General features: G+C 53.9%; 18 protein-coding genes, 3 rRNA genes and 1 riboswitch. Of the genes, 15 read left to right on the top strand and 6 right to left on the bottom strand.

The window, feature by feature from the left end; genetic code table 11:
• Positions 1-31: 31 nt before the first annotated feature.
• A riboswitch (TPP riboswitch) is annotated at positions 32-154 on the bottom strand.
• Between the two features lie 50 nt (positions 155-204).
• Positions 205-693, bottom strand: a complete 489-nt coding sequence (locus WHR59_RS22545) for an Rsd/AlgQ family anti-sigma factor (protein WP_043018026.1) — start codon at positions 691-693, stop codon at positions 205-207.
• 96 nt (positions 694-789) lie between these two features.
• Here WHR59_RS22545 and nudC point away from each other — a divergent pair, with 96 nt between their 5' ends.
• The 6 genes from nudC (at position 790) to WHR59_RS22515 (ending at position 5155) form a co-directional block, all read left to right on the top strand.
• Positions 790-1563, top strand: a complete 774-nt coding sequence (gene nudC / locus WHR59_RS22540) for an NAD(+) diphosphatase (protein WP_087050387.1) — start codon at positions 790-792, stop codon at positions 1561-1563.
• Positions 1564-1613: 50 nt separating this feature from the next.
• Positions 1614-2678, top strand: a complete 1065-nt coding sequence (hemE, locus tag WHR59_RS22535; protein ID WP_043018028.1) for a uroporphyrinogen decarboxylase — start codon at positions 1614-1616, stop codon at positions 2676-2678.
• A gap of 9 nt (positions 2679-2687) precedes the next feature.
• On the top strand, positions 2688-3368 hold the full coding sequence (gene nfi, locus WHR59_RS22530; RefSeq protein ID WP_047407329.1) for a deoxyribonuclease V: 681 nt from the start codon (positions 2688-2690) through the stop codon (positions 3366-3368).
• Positions 3369-3401: 33 nt separating this feature from the next.
• Entirely contained in the window at positions 3402-3992 is a 591-nt protein-coding gene (locus WHR59_RS22525; RefSeq protein WP_003842015.1) for a YjaG family protein, read from the top strand.
• A 186-nt stretch (positions 3993-4178) separates the two neighbouring features.
• Positions 4179-4451 carry a nucleoid-associated protein HU-alpha gene (gene hupA, locus WHR59_RS22520; protein ID WP_001044509.1) on the top strand — a complete coding sequence of 91 codons (273 nt, stop codon included), beginning with the start codon at positions 4179-4181 and terminating at the stop codon, positions 4449-4451.
• 11 nt (positions 4452-4462) lie between these two features.
• A complete protein-coding gene (locus tag WHR59_RS22515; RefSeq protein WP_100194901.1) occupies positions 4463-5155 on the top strand; it encodes a DUF1481 domain-containing protein in 693 nt (230 codons plus the stop codon).
• A gap of 23 nt (positions 5156-5178) precedes the next feature.
• On the opposite strand, the gene zraP is transcribed toward WHR59_RS22515, so the two are convergent.
• The gene (zraP, locus tag WHR59_RS22510) at positions 5179-5622 is read right to left on the bottom strand and encodes a zinc resistance sensor/chaperone ZraP (RefSeq protein WP_080625874.1); all 444 of its coding nucleotides are present in this window, start codon (positions 5620-5622) and stop codon (positions 5179-5181) included.
• A 263-nt stretch (positions 5623-5885) separates the two neighbouring features.
• Between zraP and zraS the strand changes: the two genes are divergently transcribed.
• Together zraS and zraR are read left to right on the top strand one after the other, a co-directional pair.
• Positions 5886-7280, top strand: a complete 1395-nt coding sequence (gene zraS / locus WHR59_RS22505; protein ID WP_047407310.1) for a two-component system sensor histidine kinase ZraS — start codon at positions 5886-5888, stop codon at positions 7278-7280.
• Positions 7277-8602 (top strand): sigma-54-dependent response regulator transcription factor ZraR, encoded by a 1326-nt coding sequence (zraR, locus tag WHR59_RS22500; protein ID WP_047407307.1) that lies wholly within the window; start codon positions 7277-7279, stop codon positions 8600-8602. Before zraS ends, zraR begins: the two co-directional genes overlap by 4 nt.
• Here zraR and purD read toward each other — a convergent pair.
• Both purD and purH read right to left on the bottom strand, forming a co-directional pair.
• Positions 8599-9888, bottom strand: a complete 1290-nt coding sequence (gene purD / locus WHR59_RS22495) for a phosphoribosylamine--glycine ligase (protein WP_043018033.1) — start codon at positions 9886-9888, stop codon at positions 8599-8601. The genes zraR and purD overlap by 4 nt on opposite strands.
• Positions 9889-9903: 15 nt before the next feature.
• A complete protein-coding gene (gene purH / locus WHR59_RS22490) occupies positions 9904-11493 on the bottom strand; it encodes a bifunctional phosphoribosylaminoimidazolecarboxamide formyltransferase/IMP cyclohydrolase (protein WP_087050384.1) in 1590 nt (529 codons plus the stop codon).
• A gap of 622 nt (positions 11494-12115) precedes the next feature.
• On the opposite strand from purH, the gene WHR59_RS22485 reads away from it, so the two are divergent.
• The 3 genes from WHR59_RS22485 to rrf all read left to right on the top strand — a co-directional run bounded on the left by WHR59_RS22485 (position 12116) and on the right by rrf (position 17008).
• Positions 12116-13655 (top strand): 16S ribosomal RNA (locus WHR59_RS22485).
• A gap of 235 nt (positions 13656-13890) precedes the next feature.
• Positions 13891-16796, top strand: a 23S ribosomal RNA gene (locus WHR59_RS22480).
• A gap of 96 nt (positions 16797-16892) precedes the next feature.
• A 5S ribosomal RNA gene (gene rrf / locus WHR59_RS22475) occupies positions 16893-17008 on the top strand.
• Together the 16S, 23S and 5S rRNA genes form the textbook arrangement of a ribosomal RNA operon.
• A gap of 113 nt (positions 17009-17121) precedes the next feature.
• Here rrf and WHR59_RS22470 read toward each other — a convergent pair.
• Entirely contained in the window at positions 17122-17559 is a 438-nt protein-coding gene (locus tag WHR59_RS22470; RefSeq protein WP_338843475.1) for an acetyltransferase, read from the bottom strand.
• Between the two features lie 158 nt (positions 17560-17717).
• Between WHR59_RS22470 and metA the strand changes: the two genes are divergently transcribed.
• The 4 genes from metA to aceK all read left to right on the top strand — a co-directional run bounded on the left by metA (position 17718) and on the right by aceK (position 23737).
• Entirely contained in the window at positions 17718-18647 is a 930-nt protein-coding gene (metA, locus tag WHR59_RS22465; RefSeq protein WP_043018036.1) for a homoserine O-acetyltransferase MetA, read from the top strand.
• 268 nt (positions 18648-18915) lie between these two features.
• On the top strand, positions 18916-20517 hold the full coding sequence (gene aceB / locus WHR59_RS22460; protein WP_338843474.1) for a malate synthase A: 1602 nt from the start codon (positions 18916-18918) through the stop codon (positions 20515-20517).
• A gap of 31 nt (positions 20518-20548) precedes the next feature.
• A complete protein-coding gene (gene aceA, locus WHR59_RS22455) occupies positions 20549-21853 on the top strand; it encodes an isocitrate lyase (RefSeq protein ID WP_016155323.1) in 1305 nt (434 codons plus the stop codon).
• A 102-nt stretch (positions 21854-21955) separates the two neighbouring features.
• Positions 21956-23737: a bifunctional isocitrate dehydrogenase kinase/phosphatase gene (gene aceK, locus WHR59_RS22450; protein WP_087050423.1), complete on the top strand. Its 1782-nt coding sequence runs from the start codon at positions 21956-21958 to the stop codon at positions 23735-23737.
• Positions 23738-23823: 86 nt separating this feature from the next.
• On the opposite strand, the gene iclR is transcribed toward aceK, so the two are convergent.
• Positions 23824-24648 carry a glyoxylate bypass operon transcriptional repressor IclR gene (iclR, locus tag WHR59_RS22445; protein WP_043018039.1) on the bottom strand — a complete coding sequence of 275 codons (825 nt, stop codon included), beginning with the start codon at positions 24646-24648 and terminating at the stop codon, positions 23824-23826.
• Positions 24649-24778 lie beyond the last annotated feature (130 nt).

Genomic DNA, 24778 nt, shown 5'->3' with positions numbered 1-24778 from the left:
AAGAGAGAAGCTCGCCCGGAGGCGATGCTATTGCAGATTGACTCTTGTTCCCTTCGCAGGTTTTAACCTGATCAGGTTCCGCGGATCCCGAATTAACGGTCTCAGCCTTTTCCACTCATGCTGTTGTGGAAAATAAGCACTCCGACAAGAAGTAACCTCAGTAAAGAGGTAATGAATGTAAGCTACGCGTTAATGCCGCAAATCTCAAGCATGACGTTTGAGAGTACTACTCTCGTGCATCGCGTCAAATACCAACATGATCAGCTTATCTTCCAGCACGAAACGGGCTTCCAGCGCCTCGCCGAGATCTGATAAAACCTGTTGGAATTCAAGGAAGTTATCATGATCAATCGCCGTTTCCAGACTGGTATCATAGTAGTTCATGATCAGCTGCGTATTGGCTTCCAGCAGCGGCCAAATTTTTGTGGCTTTTAAAAGCTGCCCGTTCCCTTCCAATTTATGGAGAATACGTTCATAAATACTGAAGTGTCCGGTGGAGAGGTAATCGACCAGGCTCTGACAAAAATCATCCAGCGCTTTTTCATTGAGTCGCATGTACGATTCTTTGCCAGGCTTAATGCCAACCAGATTGTAGTAAGCCACGAGCAGGTGCTTACGTACATGTAGCCAGCGATCAACCAGTTTATTACTTCCTCCGACGTGCTCCGTCAGGCTTTCCAGCTGGTTTAGCATGATTGACTCCGCAAGATGGTGTTAAGGAACTGCTCACCCGTAAATGTAAAAATAATGTAAACAACATGCCTGTGAAGCAAAGGTTGCGCAAGAGATATGGATCGTATAATTGAAAAATTTGATAGCGGCTGGTGGATTGTCAGTCATGAGCAAAAGTTATGGTTGCCTCATGGCGAACTGCCTTACGGCGACGCAGCCCGTTTTGATCTGACCGGGCAGCGCGCCATACCAATAGGCGAATGGGAAGGGGAAACAGTCTGGCTGGTGCAGCAGCAGCGTCGACACGATATGGGGTCGGTACGCCAGATCATTGACCAGGATGTTGGCTTGTTTCAACTGGCCGGACGCGGCGTACAGCTGGCCGAGTTTTACCGTTCGCATAAATTCTGCGGTTACTGTGGTCATCCCATGCACCCGAGTAAAACGGAATGGGCGATGCTGTGTAGCCACTGTCGCGAACGCTACTACCCGCAAATTGCCCCCTGCATTATCGTCGCCATTCGCCGTGATGACTCTATCCTGCTCGCCCAGCATGTTCGCCATCGTAACGGCGTGCATACCGTGCTGGCAGGTTTTGTTGAAGTGGGCGAGACCCTGGAACAGGCGGTGGCGCGTGAAGTCATGGAAGAGAGCGGCATTAAGGTGAAAAATCTGCGCTACGTCACTTCTCAGCCATGGCCGTTCCCGCAGTCTTTGATGACCGCATTTATGGCGGAGTATGATAGCGGCGAAATTGTTATTGACCCGAAAGAGCTGCTGGAAGCGAACTGGTATCGCTATGACGACTTACCGCTTTTACCCCCGCCAGGCACCGTCGCGCGTCGATTGATTGAAGACACTGTGGCAATGTGTCGGGCTGAGTACGAGTAAAGAACGAGTGGTGATACACTGATGGACTGACGCAATAAGGAACTGCAAAAATGACCGAACTGAAGAACGATCGTTATCTGCGTGCGCTGCTGCGCCAGCCCGTTGATGTCACTCCGGTATGGATGATGCGCCAGGCAGGCCGCTATCTGCCGGAATATAAAGCCACGCGCGCCGAGGCGGGCGATTTTATGGCGCTGTGCAAAAATGCCGAGCTGGCCTGCGAAGTCACGCTGCAGCCGCTACGTCGCTATAAACTTGATGCCGCGATCCTCTTCTCGGATATCCTGACGATTCCTGATGCGATGGGACTTGGGCTGTACTTTGAAGCCGGAGAAGGCCCACGCTTCACCTCGCCGATCGCCAGCAAGGCTGATGTCGACAAACTGCCGATCCCGGACCCGGAAGATGGCTTGGGTTACGTAATGAATGCGGTGCGCACTATTCGCCGTGAACTGAAAGGCGAAGTACCGCTGATCGGCTTCTCCGGTAGTCCGTGGACGCTGGCGACCTATATGGTCGAAGGCGGCAGCAGCAAGGCCTTCACCGTGATTAAAAAGATGATGTACGCCGATCCAAAAGCGCTGCATCTGCTGCTTGATAAGCTGGCGAAGAGCGTCACCCTGTACCTGAACGCGCAGATCAAAGCGGGCGCGCAGTCGGTGATGATTTTCGATACCTGGGGCGGCGTGCTGACCGGTCGCGACTATCAGCAGTTCTCCCTGTACTACATGCACAAAATCGTCGATGGCCTGCTGCGTGAGAACGAAGGTCGTCGCGTACCGGTGACGCTGTTCACCAAAGGTGGCGGTCAGTGGCTGGAAGCGATGGCGGAAACCGGCTGTGATGCGTTAGGTCTCGACTGGACTACCGATATTGCCGATGCGCGTCGTCGTGTTGGTCATAAAGTGGCGCTACAGGGCAATATGGATCCGTCCATGCTGTATGCGCCGCCAGCCCGCATCGAAGAAGAGGTTGCGACGATTCTGGCCGGATTCGGTCACGGTGAAGGTCATGTCTTTAACCTGGGCCACGGCATTCATCAGGACGTGCCGCCGGAACATGCTGGGGTGTTTGTGGAGGCGGTGCATCGCCTGTCCGAACAATACCACCGCTAAGGAGTTATTATGGATCTCGCGTCGCTGCGCGCGCAGCAGCTTGAACTGGCCTCTTCGGTGATCCGCGAGGATCGCCTGAAGAACGATCCGCCGGATCTGATCGGCGGGGCGGATGTTGGGTTTGAGCAGGGCGGCGAAGTGACGCGAGCCGCGATGGTATTACTGAAATACCCCTCGCTGGAACTGGTTGAATACAAGGTGGCGCGAATCGCCACCACTATGCCCTACATTCCTGGCTTTCTCTCCTTTCGCGAAACCCCCGCGCTGATGGCCGCCTGGCAGTTGCTCTCGTACAAGCCCGATCTGCTATTTGTTGACGGTCATGGTATCTCTCATCCGCGCCGTCTGGGTGTGGCCAGCCATTTTGGCCTGCTGGTGGATGTCCCGACGATCGGCGTGGCGAAAAAGCGGCTGTGCGGCAAGTTTGAGCCGCTTGCCGCCGAACCCGGAGCATTAGCCCCGTTGCTGGATAAAGGCGAACAGCTGGCATGGGTCTGGCGCAGCAAAGCACGCTGTAATCCGCTGTTTATCTCTACGGGGCACCGCGTGAGTATGGACAGCGCGCTGGCGTGGGTGCAACGCTGTATGAACGGCTATCGTCTGCCGGAACCAACACGCTGGGCAGATGCGGTGGCATCCGAACGCCCGGCTTTTACGCGGCTTGCAGCAAAAACGCCCCATATCGGGTAAACTGCCGCTAATTTCCGTATTTGAGAACTCATCATGTTACAAAATCCGATTCACCTGCGTCTGGAGAAGCTGGAAAGCTGGCAGCACGTCACATTTATGGCCTGCCTGTGCGAACGCATGTACCCAAACTACGCCATGTTCTGCAAGCAAACTGAATTTGGCGATGGACAGATTTACCGCCGAATTCTGGATCTGATTTGGGAAGCGCTGACGGTTAAAGACGCGAAAATCAATTTCGATAGCCAACTGGAAAAGTTTGAAGAGGCCATTCCTTCTGCAGATGATTACGATCTGTACGGCGTTTATCCGGCGATTGATGCGTGTGTGGCATTAAGCGAACTGATGCATTCGCGTCTTAGCGGTGAAACGCTGGAGCATGCCATTGAAGTTAGTAAGGCTTCGATTACGACGGTTGCGATGCTGGAAATGACCCAGGCTGGTCGCGAAATGACCGATGAAGAGCTCAAAGAGAACCCGGCTGTTGAACAAGAATGGGATATTCAGTGGGAAATTTTCCGACTTTTAGCCGACTGTGAAGAACGCGATATTGAGCTGATAAAAGGGCTTCGTGCAGACCTGCGCGAGGCTGGTGAGAGCAATATTGGTATAAATTTTCAGCAATGACACCACAAAACGTGATTTAACGCCTGATTTGTCGTGCCTGAAGGCTTCCCATCCGCCCCCGGTCTGGTCTACATTTGGGGGGCGAAAAAAAGTGGCTATCGGTGCGTGTATGCAGGAGAGTGCTTTTCTGGCATTTCCGTCGCACTCGATGCTTAGCAAGCGATAAACACATTGTAAGGATAACTTATGAACAAGACTCAACTGATTGATGTAATTGCAGACAAAGCAGAACTGTCTAAAACACAGGCTAAAGCTGCTCTGGAATCCACTCTGGCTGCTATTACTGAGTCTCTGAAAGAAGGCGATGCTGTACAACTGGTTGGTTTCGGTACCTTCAAAGTGAACCACCGTGCTGAGCGCACTGGCCGCAACCCGCAGACCGGTAAAGAAATCAAAATTGCCGCAGCTAACGTACCGGCATTTGTTTCTGGTAAAGCACTGAAAGACGCGGTTAAGTAATTCGCGTGGCAGTGAACAGTTTTATCGAAGGGGCGGTTTCGCCCCTTTTGTCCATCTGGCGTCATTCGCTGTGGCTTTCAGGTGTTCTGTTGCTGTCTGCCTGCAGTCGCCATTCTGAACTTCCTCCGTTCACAGCCAGCGGCTATGTTGGCGATCAGGGGGCAGTACGCATTTGGCGTAAAGATTCCAGCGACGATGTTCACTTGCTCTCGGTATTTAGTCCGTGGCGTAAAGGCGACACCACCACCAGTGAATACCGCTGGCAGGGTGACTCGCTCTCTCTGATAGAACTCAACGTGTACAGTAAACCGCCGGAACATGTTCGTATACGCTTTGATGACCGGGGTGAACTGAGTTTCATGCAGCGTGAGGTCGACGGTCTTAAGCAGCAGCTTTCCAGCGATCAAATCGCGCTTTACCGCTACCGTGCCGATCAAATCCGCCAGACCAGCGATGCGTTGCGTCAGGGACGGGTGATATTGCGTCAGGGACGCTGGCATGCGAATAACACGGTCACAACCTGTGAAGGTGAGACGCTGAAGCCCGATCTTGAATCGTGGGCGATAAACCATATTGAGCGCCGCCAGAGCCATTCATCCGTAGAGGTGAGCGTGGCATGGCTGGAAGCGCCCGAAGGATCGCAGCTCCTGCTGGTCGCCAACGAAGACTTCTGTCACTGGCAACCGAAAGAGAAAACCTTCTGATAATCTGCCATCAGGCAATACTGTTACCAGTGGCCCATCCCCATATGGCCGCCGCCGCGATGGTAACCACCACCGCCGCATCCGCCGTAACCCATTCCCGCTCCGCGAGGTACGCCTGCCTGCGCCATTGCGACATCGCGTTTAACGCGTTGCTCGTCAAGGGACTGATTCAACGCCTCCATCTCTTTTGCCACGGCATTAATTTTTGCCGTGTCCGGCGAACTGGCTGTTAGCAACGCGTTGTACTCATAACGTTTGGAGGTCAGCTGTTGGCGCAATGCGCTAGTTTGTGAGTAGTAATCATCATAAATTTTCTGCGCGGTAGCCTGCTGCTCAGCGGTCATTGGCGTACCGCCCCGTTGCTGCATTCCGTCACCATATCCCCAGTGATTCTGCGCCAGCGCCGGGGTCGAGCCCAGTGCGATAAGAGAGAGTGCAATCAGCGCCAGTTTGTTGTTCCGTTTCATGGTTCGTTCTCCTGTTGGTTAGCTTACATGCCTGTTTGCATCTTCCGTGCCAAAGCGGCAATCCCAGCTCTGCGGGCGCTGTACTCGTCGTCTCTGTAGAGAAGCGAGTAAAAATGACTCGCCAGAACGCGCTAACGGGTCATTTTTACCCGCTACTTGCAGCTGTTTGTGTCTGAGGGCAGGGTTCTTAAGGAGAAAAAATGGCATGATTTCTGCTGTATACCGGCAACGATGAAAGGAACAGGTGGGTAAAGGGAGAGCGTATGCGTCTTTATAAGGACACGGCGGCCAGGTGGGCGAGCCGACTCTTGCTGGCGTCGATCCTGATTTTGGTCGGCTGGTTTTCGATTATGACCATTCGGGACTATGGGCGGGAAAGCGGCGCCGCACGACAAACGTTACTGGAAAAAGGCAGCGTGCTGATCCGCGCTCTGGAGTCTGGTACGCGCGTAGGCATGGGAATGCGTATGCATCATGCTCAACAGCAGACGCTCCTGGAGGAAATGGCCGTACAACCCGGTGTGCTTTGGTTTGCCGTTGTTGATGAGCATGGCGTCATTATGACTCACAGCAATTCCTCAATGGTCGGCAAAACGCTCTATTCACCGGATGTCCTGCAACAGCTTAGTCCCGGGGAACAAGAAAGCTGGCGAAATATTGACATTCCAGCGAGGGACGGCGAAAAAACGCCGGCCCTGGAAATTTATCGCCAGTTTCAGCCGATGTATGGTCCTGGACGCCATGGCATGGCGCGCTGCGCCAGCAATGACGGAAAGCTTATCACGCCTGCGCAAACCATATTTATCGCCTTTGATGCCAGCGATCTGGCCGCGACTCAGGCAAGAGAGTGGCGTAACACTCTGATAGTCCTCTTTGCGCTGGCGGCTGTGCTGCTGGCCACCGTGCTGACGTTCTTCTGGTATCAGCGCTATCAGCGCTCGTACAAAGAGCTGCAGGACGCGATGAAGCGTAAAGAAAAACTGATGGCGCTTGGGCATCTGGCGGCTGGGGTCGCGCATGAGATTCGTAACCCGCTTTCATCCATCAAAGGCTTAGCAAAGTATTTTGCCGAACGAACACCGGCAGGAGGCGAGTCGCACGAACTGGCTCAGGTGATGGCGAAAGAGGCGGATCGTTTAAATCGGGTAGTGAGCGAGCTGCTGGAGCTGGTGAAACCTGCGCATCTGACGTTGCAACAGGTGGATCTTAATGAGGTCATCACCCACTCATTACACCTGGTGAGTCAGGATGCGGCAAGCCGGGAAATCCAGCTACAGTTTTCGGCCAGTTCCACGTTGCCCGCGATTCAGGCCGATCCTGACCGACTGACTCAGGTTTTGTTGAACCTGTATCTGAACGCCATTCATGCGATTGGGCATCAGGGCACGATTACGGTTGAAGCGAGTGAAAGCAGCGCCGATCGCGTTAAAATCGTGGTGACCGATAGCGGGAAAGGGATTGCAGCGGAACAACTGGAGGCCATTTTTACGCCTTACTTCACGACTAAAGCTGACGGAACCGGTCTCGGGCTGGCGGTTGTGCAGAACATAGTCGAACAACACGGTGGTACCATTCAGGTGGCAAGCGTTGAGGGCAAAGGCGCGACCTTTACCCTTTGGCTGCCGACCAAAGCGAAACAACAGGATCAACAAGGATGACGCGCGGAAAAATCAATATTCTGGTGGTCGATGACGATATCAGCCACTGCACCATTTTACAGGCGTTGCTGCGCGGCTGGGGTTATGAGGTCGCGCTGGCCTATAGCGGGCGAGCGGCGCTGGAACAGGTGCGCGAACGCGTATTTGATTTAGTGCTGTGTGATGTGCGCATGGCGGAGATGGACGGCATCGCAACGCTGAAAGAGATTAAAACGCTGAATCCAGCGATTCCAGTGTTAATCATGACGGCGTTCTCCAGCGTGGAGACTGCCGTTGAGGCGCTAAAAACCGGGGCGCTGGACTACTTAATCAAGCCGCTGGATTTTGACCGTCTGCAGGAGACGCTGGAAAAGGCGCTGGCGCATACCCGGGAAACGGGCGCTGAACTGCCATCGGCGTCGGCGGTACAGTTTGGCATGATTGGCCGCAGTCCGGCGATGCAGCAGTTGCTCAACGAAATTGCGATGGTTGCTCCTTCGGATGCAACGGTGCTTATTCACGGAGACTCCGGCACGGGGAAAGAGCTGGTGGCCCGGGCGCTACATGCCAGCAGCGCCCGCTGCGATAAGCCGCTGGTGACGCTCAACTGCGCGGCGCTTAATGAATCGCTGCTGGAGTCCGAACTTTTTGGCCACGAGAAAGGCGCGTTTACCGGGGCGGATAAACGCCGGGAAGGGCGTTTTGTCGAAGCCGATGGCGGCACGTTATTTCTTGATGAAATTGGCGATATCTCACCGCTGATGCAGGTGCGTCTGCTGCGGGCTATCCAGGAGCGCGAAGTGCAGCGGGTTGGCAGCAACCAGACTATTGCGGTTGATGTCCGGCTGATCGCCGCCACGCATCGTAATCTGGCCGAGGAGGTCAGCGCCGGGCGCTTTCGCCAGGATCTCTACTATCGCCTGAACGTCGTCACCATTGAAATGCCAGCACTGTGTCAGCGTCGGGAAGATATTCCGCTGCTGGCCGAACATTTTCTCCAGCGTTTTGCCGCGCGTAACCGAAAAGCGGTGAAAGGCTTTACTCCGCAGGCGATGGATCTGCTGATCCACTATGACTGGCCGGGCAATATTCGTGAGCTGGAAAATGCGATTGAGCGTTCAGTGGTGCTGTTAACGGGGGAATATATTTCCGAACGCGAGTTGCCGTTGGCGATTGCCGCAACGCCAATAAAAACGGAATTCAGTGGCGAGATCCAACCGCTGGTGGATGTTGAAAAAGAGGTGATTCTGGCGGCGCTGGAAAAAACGGGCGGCAACAAAACCGAAGCCGCCCGTCAGTTAGGTATTACGCGCAAAACGCTGCTGGCTAAGCTCAGCCGTTAGTTTTGCTCACGCTCGATGGCGCGCCAGCCGATGTCGTTACGGCTGAAGCTGCCGTCCCAGCGGATGTCGGTCATCAGGGCGTAAGCGCGTTGCTGCGCTTCAGCCACAGTATGACCCAGGGCGGTGGCGCACAGCACACGGCCGCCGCTGGTCAGCACTCGGTCGTCGTCAGCGAGTTTGGTGCCAGCGTGGAAGACCTTACCCTCCGTTGAAGATTCCAGCGGCAGGCCGTGGATCTCATCGCCGGTGTTGTAGTTGCCCGGATAACCTCCGGCGGCAATGACCACACCCAGCGAGGCGCGTTCATCCCACTCAGAGGTTTTCTCATCCAGCTTGCCGTCGCAGGCGGCCAGGCAAAGATCCACCAGGTCCGACTTCATGCGCAGCATGATCGGCTGGGTTTCCGGATCGCCGAAGCGGCAGTTGAACTCGATAACCTTCGGGTTGCCTTGCTTGTCGATCATCAGACCCGCGTACAGGAAACCGGTATAGGTGTTACCTTCCGCCGCCATGCCTTTCACGGTTGGCCAAATGATGCGTTCCATGGTGCGCTGGTGGACTTCATCGGTCACCACCGGGGCCGGTGAGTATGCGCCCATGCCGCCAGTGTTCGGGCCGGTATCGCCGTTACCTACGCGCTTGTGGTCCTGGCTGGTGGCCATCGGCAGCACGTGCTCGCCGTCGACCATCACGATAAAACTCGCCTCTTCGCCGTCGAGGAACTCTTCGATAACGATACGATGTCCTGCATCGCCAAAAGCGTTACCCGCCAGCATGTCGTGAACGGCGGCTTCGGCCTCGATCAGCGTCATCGCCACGATAACGCCTTTACCGGCAGCCAGACCGTCAGCTTTGATGACGATCGGCGCGCCTTTCTCACGCAGATAGGCCAGCGCAGGCTCAATCTCGGTGAAATTCTGATATTCCGCGGTCGGGATGTTATGACGCGCGAGGAAGTCTTTGGTGAAGGCTTTGGAGCCTTCCAGTTGTGCAGCACCTTCGGTTGGGCCGAAAATTTTCAGGCCTGCGGCGCGGAAGGCATCGACCACGCCAATCACCAGCGGCGCTTCCGGACCAACGATGGTCAGATCGATCTTCTCGTTCTGGGCAAAGCTCAGCAGTGCCGGAATATCGGTTACCGCGATTGCCACGTTTTGCAGCGCGGGTTCCAGTGCGGTGCCTGCGTTACCCGGTGCAACAAAAACGGTATCGACCAGCGGCGACTGCGCCGCTTTCCAGGCCAGCGCGTGCTCGCGCCCGCCGTTGCCAATCACTAATACTTTCATCGTCTGCTCCGTGGATTAATGGCGGAAGTGGCGCATGTCGGTAAAGATCATCGCGATACCGTGTTCATCGGCAGCGGCAATGACTTCATCATCACGGATAGAACCACCAGGCTGGATAACGCAGCTCACGCCAACGGCGGCGGCGGCATCAATACCATCGCGGAACGGGAAGAACGCGTCGGAAGCCATCGCAGAGCCTTTCACTTCCAGACCTTCGTCTGCCGCTTTAATGCCCGCGATTTTCGCCGAGTACACGCGGCTCATCTGGCCTGCGCCTATGCCGATAGTCATGTTCTCTTTGGCGTAAACAATGGCGTTGGATTTCACGAACTTGGCGACCTTCCAGCAGAACAGCGCATCGCGCAGCTCTTGTTCGGTCGGCTGACGTTTGGACACTACGCGCAGTTCGCCTTCGCTCACCATACCCAGATCCCTGTCCTGAACCAGCAGACCGCCGTTAACGCGTTTGAAGTCCAGACCCGGCACACGTTGTGCCCACTGGCCGCAGGTCAGAACGCGAACGTTCTGTTTCGCGGCGGTGATCTTCAGCGCTTCTTCGGTAGCCGATGGGGCGATGATCACTTCCACGAACTGGCGGGAGATGATGGCCTGCGCGGTTTCGGCATCCAGCTCGCGGTTAAAGGCGATGATGCCGCCGAATGCGGAGGTCGGGTCGGTTTTATAGGCGCGGTCGTAAGCGTCGAGAATAGAAGTGCTTACCGCCACGCCGCACGGGTTAGCGTGCTTGACGATCACGCAGGCTGGCTCGTTGAACTCTTTCACGCACTCCAGCGCTGCGTCGGTATCAGCGATATTGTTGTAGGAAAGCGCTTTGCCCTGTACCTGCTGTGCGGTGGCAACGGACGCTTCTTTCACATTCTCTTCTATATAGAAGGCAGCCTGCTGGTGGCTGTTCTCACCGTAGCGCATATCCTGCTTCTTAATGAAGTTCAGGTTCAGCGTACGCGGGAAACGGCCAGCGGCCTCTTTGCTCTCACCGTGATAAGCCGGAACCATGCTGCCGAAGTAGTTGGCAATCATGCTGTCGTAGGCGGCGGTGTGTTCGAAGGCTTTAATCGCGAGATCGAAACGGGTGTCGAGGGTCAGAGAGCCTTCGTGAGCATCCATCTCTTTAATAATCGCGTCGTAGTCGCTGCTCTTCACAACGATAGCCACGTCTTTATGGTTCTTGGCGGCGGAACGTACCATAGTCGGGCCGCCGATATCGATGTTCTCTACCGCATCTTCCAGCGAGCAGCCAACGCGTGCGACGGTCTCGGCGAACGGATACAGGTTAACGACCACCATGTCGATAGGTGCGATACCGTGTTGTTCCATAATTCCGTCGTCCTGACCGCGACGACCAAGAATGCCGCCGTGGACTTTCGGATGCAGGGTCTTCACGCGTCCATCCATCATTTCCGGGAAGCCGGTGTAATCGGAAACTTCGGTCACTGGCAGACCTTTCTCCGCTAACAGGCGCGCAGTGCCACCCGTTGACAGCAGCTCCACACCGCGTGCGGAAAGTGCCTGAGCGAATTCGATGATACCGGCCTTGTCAGAAACACTGAGCAGAGCGCGGCGGACTGGACGACGTTGTTGCATGGTAAATCCCCTGGATTTGACTATTACAGAGAGCGTTAGGTGAATTCTTGGCTAAAAACTCAGCTAACGCCCCTTACGGGGCATCCTTGTTGTGCGGGGGCATTGTAACGAAAACGTTTGCGCAACGCTCGCGAATTTTTAATTTTCGATTTTGACCCCTTCTTATTTCTGTTGAAAGAGGCTGTTATAAAGAGAGGATCGCAGAAACGATCGTGTGGTTTGTGGATAACTCTGTGTGTAAATGGGTATAAGGCGGGGTTTTGCTGTGGAATGCAGCACTCAGTCATTTTTCTGTCATTTAAGGGTTGCGGGCCGCAGGAAACTCCCTATAATGCGCCTCCATCGACACGGCGGATGTGAATCACTTCACATAAACAGCCGGTTCGGTTGAAGAGAAAAACCTGAAAATGAGGGTTGACTCTGAAAGAGGAAAGCGTAATATACGCCACCTCGCGACAGAGCGCTAAAGCGCGTCGCAACTGCTCTTTAACAATTTATCAGACAATCTGTGTGGGCACTCGAAGATACGGATTCTTAACGTCGCAAGACGAAAAATGAATACCAAGTCTCTGAGTGAACATACGTAATTCATTACGAAGTTTAATTCACGAGCATCAAACTTAAATTGAAGAGTTTGATCATGGCTCAGATTGAACGCTGGCGGCAGGCCTAACACATGCAAGTCGAACGGTAGCACAGAGAGCTTGCTCTTGGGTGACGAGTGGCGGACGGGTGAGTAATGTCTGGGAAACTGCCCGATGGAGGGGGATAACTACTGGAAACGGTAGCTAATACCGCATAACGTCGCAAGACCAAAGAGGGGGACCTTCGGGCCTCTTGCCATCGGATGTGCCCAGATGGGATTAGCTAGTAGGTGGGGTAACGGCTCACCTAGGCGACGATCCCTAGCTGGTCTGAGAGGATGACCAGCCACACTGGAACTGAGACACGGTCCAGACTCCTACGGGAGGCAGCAGTGGGGAATATTGCACAATGGGCGCAAGCCTGATGCAGCCATGCCGCGTGTATGAAGAAGGCCTTCGGGTTGTAAAGTACTTTCAGCGAGGAGGAAGGCATTAAGGTTAATAACCTTGGTGATTGACGTTACTCGCAGAAGAAGCACCGGCTAACTCCGTGCCAGCAGCCGCGGTAATACGGAGGGTGCAAGCGTTAATCGGAATTACTGGGCGTAAAGCGCACGCAGGCGGTCTGTCAAGTCGGATGTGAAATCCCCGGGCTCAACCTGGGAACTGCATCCGAAACTGGCAGGCTAGAGTCTTGTAGAGGGGGGTAGAATTCCAGGTGTAGCGGTGAAATGCGTAGAGATCTGGAGGAATACCGGTGGCGAAGGCGGCCCCCTGGACAAAGACTGACGCTCAGGTGCGAAAGCGTGGGGAGCAAACAGGATTAGATACCCTGGTAGTCCACGCCGTAAACGATGTCGACTTGGAGGTTGTGCCCTTGAGGCGTGGCTTCCGGAGCTAACGCGTTAAGTCGACCGCCTGGGGAGTACGGCCGCAAGGTTAAAACTCAAATGAATTGACGGGGGCCCGCACAAGCGGTGGAGCATGTGGTTTAATTCGATGCAACGCGAAGAACCTTACCTACTCTTGACATCCAGAGAACTTAGCAGAGATGCTTTGGTGCCTTCGGGAACTCTGAGACAGGTGCTGCATGGCTGTCGTCAGCTCGTGTTGTGAAATGTTGGGTTAAGTCCCGCAACGAGCGCAACCCTTATCCTTTGTTGCCAGCGGTTAGGCCGGGAACTCAAAGGAGACTGCCAGTGATAAACTGGAGGAAGGTGGGGATGACGTCAAGTCATCATGGCCCTTACGAGTAGGGCTACACACGTGCTACAATGGCATATACAAAGAGAAGCGACCTCGCGAGAGCAAGCGGACCTCATAAAGTATGTCGTAGTCCGGATTGGAGTCTGCAACTCGACTCCATGAAGTCGGAATCGCTAGTAATCGTGGATCAGAATGCCACGGTGAATACGTTCCCGGGCCTTGTACACACCGCCCGTCACACCATGGGAGTGGGTTGCAAAAGAAGTAGGTAGCTTAACCTTCGGGAGGGCGCTTACCACTTTGTGATTCATGACTGGGGTGAAGTCGTAACAAGGTAACCGTAGGGGAACCTGCGGTTGGATCACCTCCTTACCTTAAAGAAGCGTTCTTTGTAGTGCTCACACAGATTGTCTGATGAATGATGAACTTCTAAATGTACTTTCGAGTGCATTAAGAAGTTTTGCTCTTTAAAAATCTGGATCAAGCTGAAAATTGAAACGACACACTGTGTCTGTTCTCCGTAATAAGAACAGATAAATGGTGTGTTCGAGTCTCTCAAATTTTTGCAGCACGATGATGAATCGAAAGAAACATCTTCGGGTTGTGAGGTTAAGCGACTAAGCGTACACGGTGGATGCCCTGGCAGTCAGAGGCGATGAAGGACGTGCTAATCTGCGATAAGCGTCGGTAAGGTGATATGAACCGTTATAACCGGCGATTTCCGAATGGGGAAACCCAGTGTGATCCGTCACACTATCATTACGTGAATACATAGCGTAATGAAGCGAACCGGGGGAACTGAAACATCTAAGTACCCCGAGGAAAAGAAATCAACCGAGATTCCCCCAGTAGCGGCGAGCGAACGGGGAGCAGCCCAGAGTCTGAATCAGCATGTGTGTTAGTGGAACGGTCTGGAAAGTCCGACGGTACAGGGTGATAGTCCCGTACACAAAAGTGCATATGTTGTGAACTCGAAGAGTAGGGCGGGACACGTGGTATCCTGTCTGAATATGGGGGGACCATCCTCCAAGGCTAAATACTCCTGACTGACCGATAGTGAACCAGTACCGTGAGGGAAAGGCGAAAAGAACCCCGGCGAGGGGAGTGAAAAAGAACCTGAAACCGTGTACGTACAAGCAGTGGGAGCCTCTTTATGGGGTGACTGCGTACCTTTTGTATAATGGGTCAGCGACTTATATTCTGTAGCAAGGTTAACCGAATAGGGGAGCCGAAGGGAAACCGAGTCTTAACTGGGCGTTAAGTTGCAGGGTATAGACCCGAAACCCGGTGATCTAGCCATGGGCAGGTTGAAGGTTGGGTAACACTAACTGGAGGACCGAACCGACTAATGTTGAAAAATTAGCGGATGACTTGTGGCTGGGGGTGAAAGGCCAATCAAACCGGGAGATAGCTGGTTCTCCCCGAAAGCTATTTAGGTAGCGCCTCGTGAATTCATCTTCGGGGGTAGAGCACTGTTTCGGCTAGGGGGTCATCCCGACTTACCAACCCGATGCAAACTGCGAATACCGAAGAATGTTATCACGGGAGACACACGGCGGGTGCTAACGTCCGTCGTGAAGAGGGAAACAACCCAGACCGCCAGCTAAGGTCCCAAAGTCATGGTTAAGTGGGAAACGATGTGGGAAGGCACAGACAGCCAGGATGTTGGCTTAGAAGCAGCCATCATTTAAAGAAAGCGTAATAGCTCACTGGTCGAGTCGGCCTGCGCGGAAGATGTAACGGGGCTAAACCATGCACCGAAGCTGCGGCAGCGACACTATGTGTTGTTGGGTAGGGGAGCGTTCTGTAAGCCGTTGAAGGTGTGTCGTGAGGCATGCTGGAGGTATCAGAAGTGCGAATGCTGACATAAGTAACGATAATGCGGGTGAAAAACCCGCACGCCGGAAGACCAAGGGTTCCTGTCCAACGTTAATCGGGGCAGGGTGAGTCGACCCCTAAGGCGAGGCCGAAAGGCGTAGTCGATGGGAAACAGGTTAATATTCCTGTACTTGGTGTTACTGCGAAGGGGGGACGGAGAAGGCTATGTTAGCCGGGCGACGGTTGTCCCGGTTTAAGCATGTAGGCGGAGGTTCCAGGTAAATCCGGTACCTTATTAACGCTGAGGTGTGATGACGAGGCACTACGGTGCTGAAGTAACAAATGCCCTGCTTCCAGGAAAAGCCTCTAAGCATCAGGTAACACGAAATCGTACCCCAAACCGACACAGGTGGTCAGGTAGAGAATACCAAGGCGCTTGAGAGAACTCGGGTGAAGGAACTAGGCAAAATGGTGCCGTAACTTCGGGAGAAGGCACGCTGATGGTAGGTGAAGTGACTTGCTCATGGAGCTGAAATCAGTCGAAGATACCAGCTGGCTGCAACTGTTTATTAAAAACACAGCACTGTGCAAACACGAAAGTGGACGTATACGGTGTGACGCCTGCCCGGTGCCGGAAGGTTAATTGATGGGGTTATCCGTAAGGAGAAGCTCTTGATCGAAGCCCCGGTAAACGGCGGCCGTAACTATAACGGTCCTAAGGTAGCGAAATTCCTTGTCGGGTAAGTTCCGACCTGCACGAATGGCGTAATGATGGCCAGGCTGTCTCCACCCGAGACTCAGTGAAATTGAACTCGCTGTGAAGATGCAGTGTACCCGCGGCAAGACGGAAAGACCCCGTGAACCTTTACTATAGCTTGACACTGAACACTGGTCCTTGATGTGTAGGATAGGTGGGAGGCTTTGAAGCGTGGACGCCAGTCTGCGTGGAGCCAACCTTGAAATACCACCCTTTAATGGCTGGTGTTCTAACGTAGACCCGTTACCCGGGTTGCGGACAGTGTCTGGTGGGTAGTTTGACTGGGGCGGTCTCCTCCTAAAGAGTAACGGAGGAGCACGAAGGTTAGCTAATCCTGGTCGGACATCAGGAGGTTAGTGCAAAGGCATAAGCTAGCTTGACTGCGAGAGTGACGGCTCGAGCAGGTGCGAAAGCAGGTCTTAGTGATCCGGTGGTTCTGAATGGAAGGGCCATCGCTCAACGGATAAAAGGTACTCCGGGGATAACAGGCTGATACCGCCCAAGAGTTCATATCGACGGCGGTGTTTGGCACCTCGATGTCGGCTCATCACATCCTGGGGCTGAAGTAGGTCCCAAGGGTATGGCTGTTCGCCATTTAAAGTGGTACGCGAGCTGGGTTTAGAACGTCGTGAGACAGTTCGGTCCCTATCTGCCGTGGGCGCTGGAGAATTGAGGGGGGCTGCTCCTAGTACGAGAGGACCGGAGTGGACGCATCACTGGTGTTCGGGTTGTCATGCCAATGGCATTGCCCGGTAGCTAAATGCGGAAGAGATAAGTGCTGAAAGCATCTAAGCACGAAACTTGCCCCGAGATGAGTTCTCCCTGAGACTTTAAGTCTCCTGAAGGAACGTTAAAGACTATGACGTTGATAGGTCGGGTGTGTAAGTGTAGCGATACATTGAGCTAACCGATACTAATGAACCGTGAGGCTTAACCTTACAACGCCGAAGATGTTTTGGCGGATTTGAGAAGATTTTCAGCCTGATACAGATTACATCGACATGCCCAAGAGGTGTGTTGATAAACAGAATTTGCCTGGCGGCTGTAGCGCGGTGGTCCCACCTGACCCCATGCCGAACTCAGAAGTGAAACGCCGTAGCGCCGATGGTAGTGTGGGGTCTCCCCATGCGAGAGTAGGGAACTGCCAGGCATCAAACAAGTGAAGAAGCCCATCCTGACGGATGGGCTTTTTTGCGTCTGTACGGAGTGAAAACCGCCGGATGCGGCGCAAACGCCTTATCCGGCCTGTAAAAGCTTGTCCTGCTACCCACGCTCGAGGTTGAGTAACGGGTACGGCCGTCCGAGATCGTCCACTTCTGTACGTCCCGTCACGTTAAATCCCATCTTCTTATAGAATCCAACTGCCTGCACATTCTGTTCGTTAACGTTGGTTGTTAGCGTTGAACTCATTGATAAAGCATGTTCAATCAGCAACTTACCCACACCACTCCCACGCACATCCGGATCGACAAACAACGCATCTATATGCTTATCGGTAAGGAGCATGAAGGCGACGGGCTCATCCTGTTCTGTCACTGCAACCCATAGAGGGGCTTCAGGTAAAAATGAACGCACCAGCTCCTCCAGCTCAATCCGATAATCCGCAGAGAGGAAATGGTGTGTGGCATCTACTGAACGACACCAAATAGAAACTAACTTATCTCCTTCGTCCTGACGCGAACGACGAATGGTAATGGTCATAGCATTCTCCTTTTTTTCTTTACTCCACTATTCTACAGCAAGGAGCCGTGAAACTTTCTCAACTTGAGGATGCAGGCTCGACATTCGCATAATTCCTGGGTATCTTCAGCTATCTGGATGTCTAAACGTTTAAGCGTATGTAGTGAGGTTATCAGGTTATGCCAATTCGCGTGCAGGACGAGCTACCCGCCGTCAATTTCTTGCGTGAGGAAAACGTCTTCGTGATGACGACATCCCGCGCTTCCGGTCAGGAAATTCGTCCACTGAAGGTGCTCATCCTCAACCTGATGCCCAAGAAGATTGAAACGGAAAACCAGTTTCTGCGTTTACTCTCTAACTCACCGCTGCAGGTAGATGTTCAGCTATTGCGCATCGATGCCCGCGAGTCACGCAACACCCCAACGGAGCATCTGAATAACTTTTACTGTAATTTCGAGGATATCTGCGATCAGAACTTTGACGGACTGATTGTGACCGGCGCGCCGTTGGGCCTGGTTGAATTTAATGATGTGGCTTACTGGCCGCAGATTAAACAAGTGCTTGAATGGGCGAAAGATCATGTTACATCGACGCTATTTGTCTGTTGGGCGGTGCAAGCCGCGTTGAATATCCTGTACGGAATTCCCAAGCAAACCCGCACGGATAAGCTCTCAGGCGTCTATGAGCACCATATTCTTCACCCTCATGCGCTGCTGACGCGTGGATTTGATGATGCGTTCCTGGCCCCGCATTCGCGCTATGCCGATTTCCCTGCTGCGCTTATCCGCGACTACACCGATCTCGAGATTTTTGCTGAAACCGAAGAGGGAGATGCTTACCTGTTTGCCAGCAAAGATAAACGTATTGCCTTCGTGACGGGTCATCCTGAGTATGACGATCACACACTCGGCAGCGAATATTTTCGTGACGTCGAAGCGGGCTTAACGCCGGAAGTTCCCTATAACTATTTCCCGAAAGATGACCCACAAAACAAACCGCGGGCAACCTGGCGTAGCCACGGCAATCTGTTGTTCACCAACTGGCTCAACTATTACGTCTACCAGATCACGCCATATGATCTGCGTCACATGAATCCAACGCTGGATTAATCTTCTGTAGCAGACGATCCTTAAGCGTTTCAGCATGTTGAATCAGGCACCTTCGGGTGCCTTTTTTATTTCCGAAACGCACCTCATCATGTAATTAAATTTAATTTATATTGTTATCAATAAGTTAATTGATAATTAAATTAAAAATGGAAATTGTTTTTGATTTTGAAATTTAAATGAGTAGTCTTAGTTGTGCTGAACGAAAACCGCACAACGATCCTTCGTTCGCATTGGGGATGTGTTTGGATCAATGACGAGGAACTACGCAATGAATCAACAGGCAACGACAACCGATGAACTGGTCTTTACCAGGCCGGGCGGCGAACAGGAGCAACAAATTCTGACCGCTGAAGCGATAGAGTTTCTTACCGAGCTGGTGACAAGATTTACGCCAAAGCGGAATAAACTTCTGGCTGCGCGTATCCAGCAGCAGCAGGATATTGATGACGGTAAGTTGCCTGATTTTATTTCGGAAACGTCTTCCATTCGTGAGGGTGACTGGAAGATCCGCGGAATTCCTGATGATTTACTGGATCGCCGCGTAGAGATTACCGGACCGGTTGAGCGCAAGATGGTCATCAACGCGCTGAACGCGAACGTCAAAGTCTTTATGGCTGATTTTGAAGATTCGCTGGCTCCTGAGTGGAGCAAAGTTATCGACGGGCAGATCAACCTGCGCGATGCGGTCAATGGCACCATTAGCTATACCAATGAAGCGGGTAAAATTTATCAGCTCAAACCCAATCCGGCTCTGTTGGTGTGTCGTGTTCGTGGTCTGCACCTGCCGGAAAAACACGTCACCTGGCGTGGCGAATCCATCCCAGGCAGCTTGTTCGACTTTGCCCTCTATTTCTTCCACAACTACAAAACGTTGCTGGCGAAAGGCAGCGGCCCTTATTTCTATCTGCCAAAAACACAGGCCTGGCAAGAAGCGGCATGGTGGAGCGAAGTGTTCAGCTATGCAGAGGACCGCTTTAACCTGCCGCGCGGCACCATTAAAGCGACCCTGTTGATTGAAACGCTGCCGGCTGTTTTCCAGATGGACGAAATTCTGCACGCCCTGCGTGACCACATTGTGGGCCTGAACTGCGGTCGCTGGGACTACATTTTTAGCTATATCAAAACGCTGAAGAACCACCCGGATCGCGTGCTGCCGGACCGTCAGGTGGTGACGATGGATAAGCCATTCCTCAGCGCCTATTCGCGTCTGCTGATTAAAACCTGTCATAAACGCGGCGCGTTCGCGATGGGCGGCATGGCGGCGTTCATTCCCAGCAAAGATGCGGAACGTAACAACCAGGTTCTGACCAAGGTAAAAGCGGACAAAGCGCTGGAAGCGAATAACGGTCATGACGGCACATGGATTGCCCATCCGGGACTGGCAGATACCGCTATGGCGGTGTTCAACGACGTACTCGGTGAAAACAAAAATCAGCTATTCGTGACCCGTGAAGAAGATGCGCCGATTACCGCAGAACAACTGCTGGCGCCTTGTGAAGGTGAGCGTACTGAAGAAGGCATGCGCGCCAATATCCGTGTCGCGGTGCAGTACATCGAAGCGTGGATCTCCGGTAACGGCTGCGTACCGATTTACGGTCTGATGGAAGATGCGGCCACCGCCGAAATCTCCCGTACCTCCATCTGGCAGTGGATCCACCACCAGAAGACGCTCAGCAACGGTAAGCCGGTTACCAAACCGCTGTTCCGTCAGATGCTGGCCGAAGAGATGTTGGTGATTCAGGACGAACTGGGCGAGCACCGCTACAGCAGCGGGCGTTTTGACGATGCCGCGCGCCTGATGGAACAAATCACCACATCAGATGACTTAATCGACTTCCTCACCCTGCCAGGTTACCGCCTGCTGGCGTAATCCACCACATAACAATATGGAGCATCTGCACATGAAAACCCGTACTCAACAAATCGAAGAATTACAGAAAGAATGGACTCAACCGCGCTGGGAAGGCATCACCCGTCCATATAGCGCGGAGGAAGTGGTGAAATTACGTGGCTCGGTCAACCCGGAATGTACGCTGGCGCAGCTTGGCGCGGCGAAAATGTGGCGTCTGCTGCACGGTGAATCGAAGAAAGGTTATATCAACAGCCTCGGCGCGCTGACTGGCGGTCAGGCGCTGCAGCAGGCGAAGGCCGGTATTGAAGCGGTCTACCTTTCAGGTTGGCAGGTGGCGGCAGATGCCAACCTGGCATCCAGCATGTATCCAGACCAATCGCTGTATCCGGCGAACTCGGTCCCGGCAGTGGTGGACAGGATCAACAACACATTCCGTCGCGCCGATCAGATCCAATGGTCAACCGGCATTGAGCCGAACGATCCGCGCTATGTCGATTACTTCCTGCCGATTGTTGCCGATGCGGAAGCTGGGTTTGGTGGCGTACTGAACGCGTTTGAACTGATGAAATCGATGATTGAGGCTGGTGCAGCGGCCGTTCACTTCGAAGATCAGCTCGCATCGGTGAAAAAATGTGGTCACATGGGCGGCAAAGTGCTGGTTCCGACTCAGGAAGCTATCCAGAAACTGGTGGCCGCCCGTCTGGCAGCCGACGTCATGGGTGTTCCGACGCTGGTGATTGCGCGTACTGATGCTGACGCAGCCGATCTGATTACGTCTGATTGCGACCCTTACGATAGCGAGTTCATCACCGGCGAACGTACCAGCGAAGGGTTCTACCGTACGCATGCGGGCATTGAGCAGGCGATCAGTCGTGGCCTGGCCTACGCACCGTATGCGGATCTGGTGTGGTGTGAAACTTCCACGCCGGACCTCGAACTGGCGAAGCGCTTTGCCGATGCGATTCACGCGAAATTCCCAGGCAAACTGCTGGCCTACAACTGTTCGCCGTCGTTTAACTGGCAGAAAAACCTCGACGACAAAACCATTGCCAGCTTCCAGCAGCAGCTGTCGGATATGGGTTACAAATACCAGTTCATTACCCTGGCGGGCATCCACAGCATGTGGTTCAACATGTTCGACCTCGCGCATTCCTATGCGCAGGGCGAAGGCATGCGCCACTATGTTGAGAAGGTTCAGCAGCCAGAATTTGCGGCGGCTAAAGACGGTTACACCTTCGTATCCCATCAGCAGGAAGTGGGTACAGGCTACTTCGATAAAGTCACCACCATCATTCAGGGCGGTACTTCCTCGGTGACCGCGCTGACCGGCTCGACCGAAGAATCGCAGTTTTGATTAATGCCCGGTGGCGCTGCGCTTACCGGGCCTACGAAGGGATGTAGGCCGGATAAGCGAACGCGCCATCCGGCATGACGTTGTGCCGGATGGGAGAAATCGATGACGCGTGGCCTGGAATTACTGATTGCTCAGACTATCTTGCAAGGTTTCGACGCCCAGTACGGGCGTTTTCTGGAAGTCACCTCCGGCGCGCAGCAGCGTTTTGAACATGCCGACTGGCATGCGGTTCAGCAGGCGATGAAAAGCCGTATTCACCTTTACGATCATCACGTGGGTCTGGTGGTGGAGCAGCTGCGCTGCATTACTGACGGTAAAAGTACCGACGCGGATTTTTTACTTCGCGTGAAAGAGCATTACACCCGGCTACTGCCGGATTACCCACGCTTCGAGATTGCGGAGAGTTTCTTTAACTCCGTCTACTGCCGGTTATTTGACCACCGCTCGCTGACTCCCGAGCGGCTGTTTATTTTCAGTTCTCAGCCAGAGCGCCGTTTTCGCACGATCCCACGTCCGCTGGCGAAAGACTTCTTTCCTGATACCGGCTGGGAGTGGCTGCTGACGCGCGTCCTTAGCGATCTGCCCCTGCGCCTACCGTGGCAGAATAAACATCGTGATATCCACTTCATCATCGAACACCTGACCGAAACCCTGGGAGCGGATGTGTTGCCGGGCTGTCATTTACAGGTGGCGAACGAACTGTTTTATCGCAACAAGGCCGCCTGGCTGGTCGGTAAGTTGATTACCCCTTCCGGGACGCTGCCGTTTTTATTGCCAATCCACCGGACTGACGAAGGCGAACTGTTTGTCGATACCTGTCTGACCACGACAGCGGAGGCGAGCATTGTGTTTGGCTTCGCCCGCTCCTATTTTATGGTGTACGCTCCGTTGCCTGCGGCGCTGGTGGAGTGGCTGCGCGAGATCCTGCCCGGAAAAACCACCGCCGAACTGTACATGGCGATTGGCTGTCAGAAACACGCGAAGACCGAAAGTTACCGCGAGTATCTGCTCTATCTTGCCCATTGCGATGAGCATTTTATCGAAGCGCCGGGTATTCGCGGCATGGTGATGCTGGTGTTTACCCTGCCGGGCTTTGACCGGGTGTTTAAAATCATCAAAGACAAATTTGCCCCGCAAAAAGAGATGTCTGCCGCCCACGTCCGCGCCTGCTATCAACTGGTCAAAGAGCACGATCGTGTTGGGCGAATGGCTGACACTCAGGAGTTCGAGAACTTTGTGCTGGATAAACGGCAAATCGATCCGGCGCTGATGGCGCTGTTATTGCAGGAAGCCCCGGAAAAAATTACCGATCTCGGCGATCAGATTGTCATTCGCCATCTGTATATCGAACGACGGATGGTGCCGCTGAATATCTGGCTGGAGCAGGTCGAAGGCCAGCAACTGCGCGATGCCATTGAAGAGTACGGCAACGCGATTCGCCAACTGGCCGCCGCCAATATTTTCCCCGGCGATATGCTGTTTAAGAACTTCGGCGTGACCCGCCACGGGCGCGTGGTGTTCTACGACTACGATGAAATATGCTACATGACGGAGGTGAATTTCCGCCATATCCCGCCGCCACGCTACCCGGAAGATGAGATGAGCGCTGAGCCGTGGTACAGCGTATCGCCGGGAGATGTCTTCCCGGAAGAGTTTCGTCACTGGCTTTGTGCCGACCCGCGTATCGGGCCGCTATTTGAAGAGATGCACGCTGACCTGTTCAGCGCCGACTACTGGCGCGGCCTACAGACGCGCATCAAAAACGGTCACGTGGAAGATGTTTACGCCTACCGGCGTCGGCAACGGTTCAGCGTACGTTATGAAACCGACCGTAGGCCGGATAAGGCGCTTGCGCCGCCATCCGGCAATGTGCGCCGTGCCTGATGCGCTACGCTTATCAGGCCTACAAATCTGCACTAACCCTGGACAGTAGGCCGGATAAGGCGTAGCCGCCACCCGGTAATCCCATCTTAGCGAATCCCGCCATACGCCAGCGTCACTTCTTTCGCCGCTTTGATCGCCATAGCGCCAAACTCGGTCACGCGATCGTCGGTAATGCGCGAAATGGGTCCGGAAATGGAAATAGCGGCGAACGGCTCGCGGTGCTCGTCATAAATGCATGACGCCACGCAGCGCAGGCCCAGCGCATGTTCCTCATCATCAAAGGAATAGCCGCGCTTGCGCGTCTGGGCCAAATCCTCTTTCAGATGCACCGGCGACACCAGCGTGGCGTGGGTGTAAGCGTGCAGGCCTTTACGGTGTAGCAGGCCAGTCACCTGTTCTTCGCTCAGTTGGGATAAAAACGCCTTACCCGCGCCGGAAGCGTGCATCGGCAGTTTGCCGCCGATAGGCGCGGACATGCGCATCAGCTGGGTGCACTGCACCTGGTCGATAATAATGGCCTGATGGTCGCTTTGATCCAGCACGGCGAGGTTTACCGTCTCACCGGAGTCTTCCATCAGCTTGCGCAGGATCGGGTGGACAATCGCCAGCAAATTACGGCTTTGTAAAAAGCTGCTGCCGACGATAAACGCATGTGCACCGACGGCCCAGTGTCCTAAGTCACCGACCTGGCGGACAAAACCCTGCTGCTGCATGGTGGTCAATAAACGGTGAGTCGTGGAATTTGGCAGGCCGGCCTGCTGCGCCAGTTCGGTTAGCGCCACGCTGCCGTTGGATTCCGCAATCCACTCCAGTAGCTTCAGGCCGCGGGTCAGAGACTGAACCTGCCCGGTTGCAGGCGCAGTAGCAGCGGCGGGTTTTCTACCGCGTTTCGCGGGGATTGTGGCAACCATGGCGGGCTCCTTTTCTGTATCGTGGAAATCATTTTCGTTTTATTTAATTATAATGCAAGAATTCCTGTACTGATCGGATGAGTGAAGCTGAACATGTCTCATGTTGGCCGTTGTTCCCTTTTCCACCTCT

It is taken from the genome of Citrobacter europaeus (genome assembly GCF_037482245.1).
Classification (GTDB): Bacteria; Pseudomonadota; Gammaproteobacteria; order Enterobacterales; family Enterobacteriaceae; genus Citrobacter; species Citrobacter europaeus.
The sequence above is the reverse complement of the archived record's forward strand: the minus strand, read 5'-3'. Positions and strand labels throughout refer to the sequence as shown.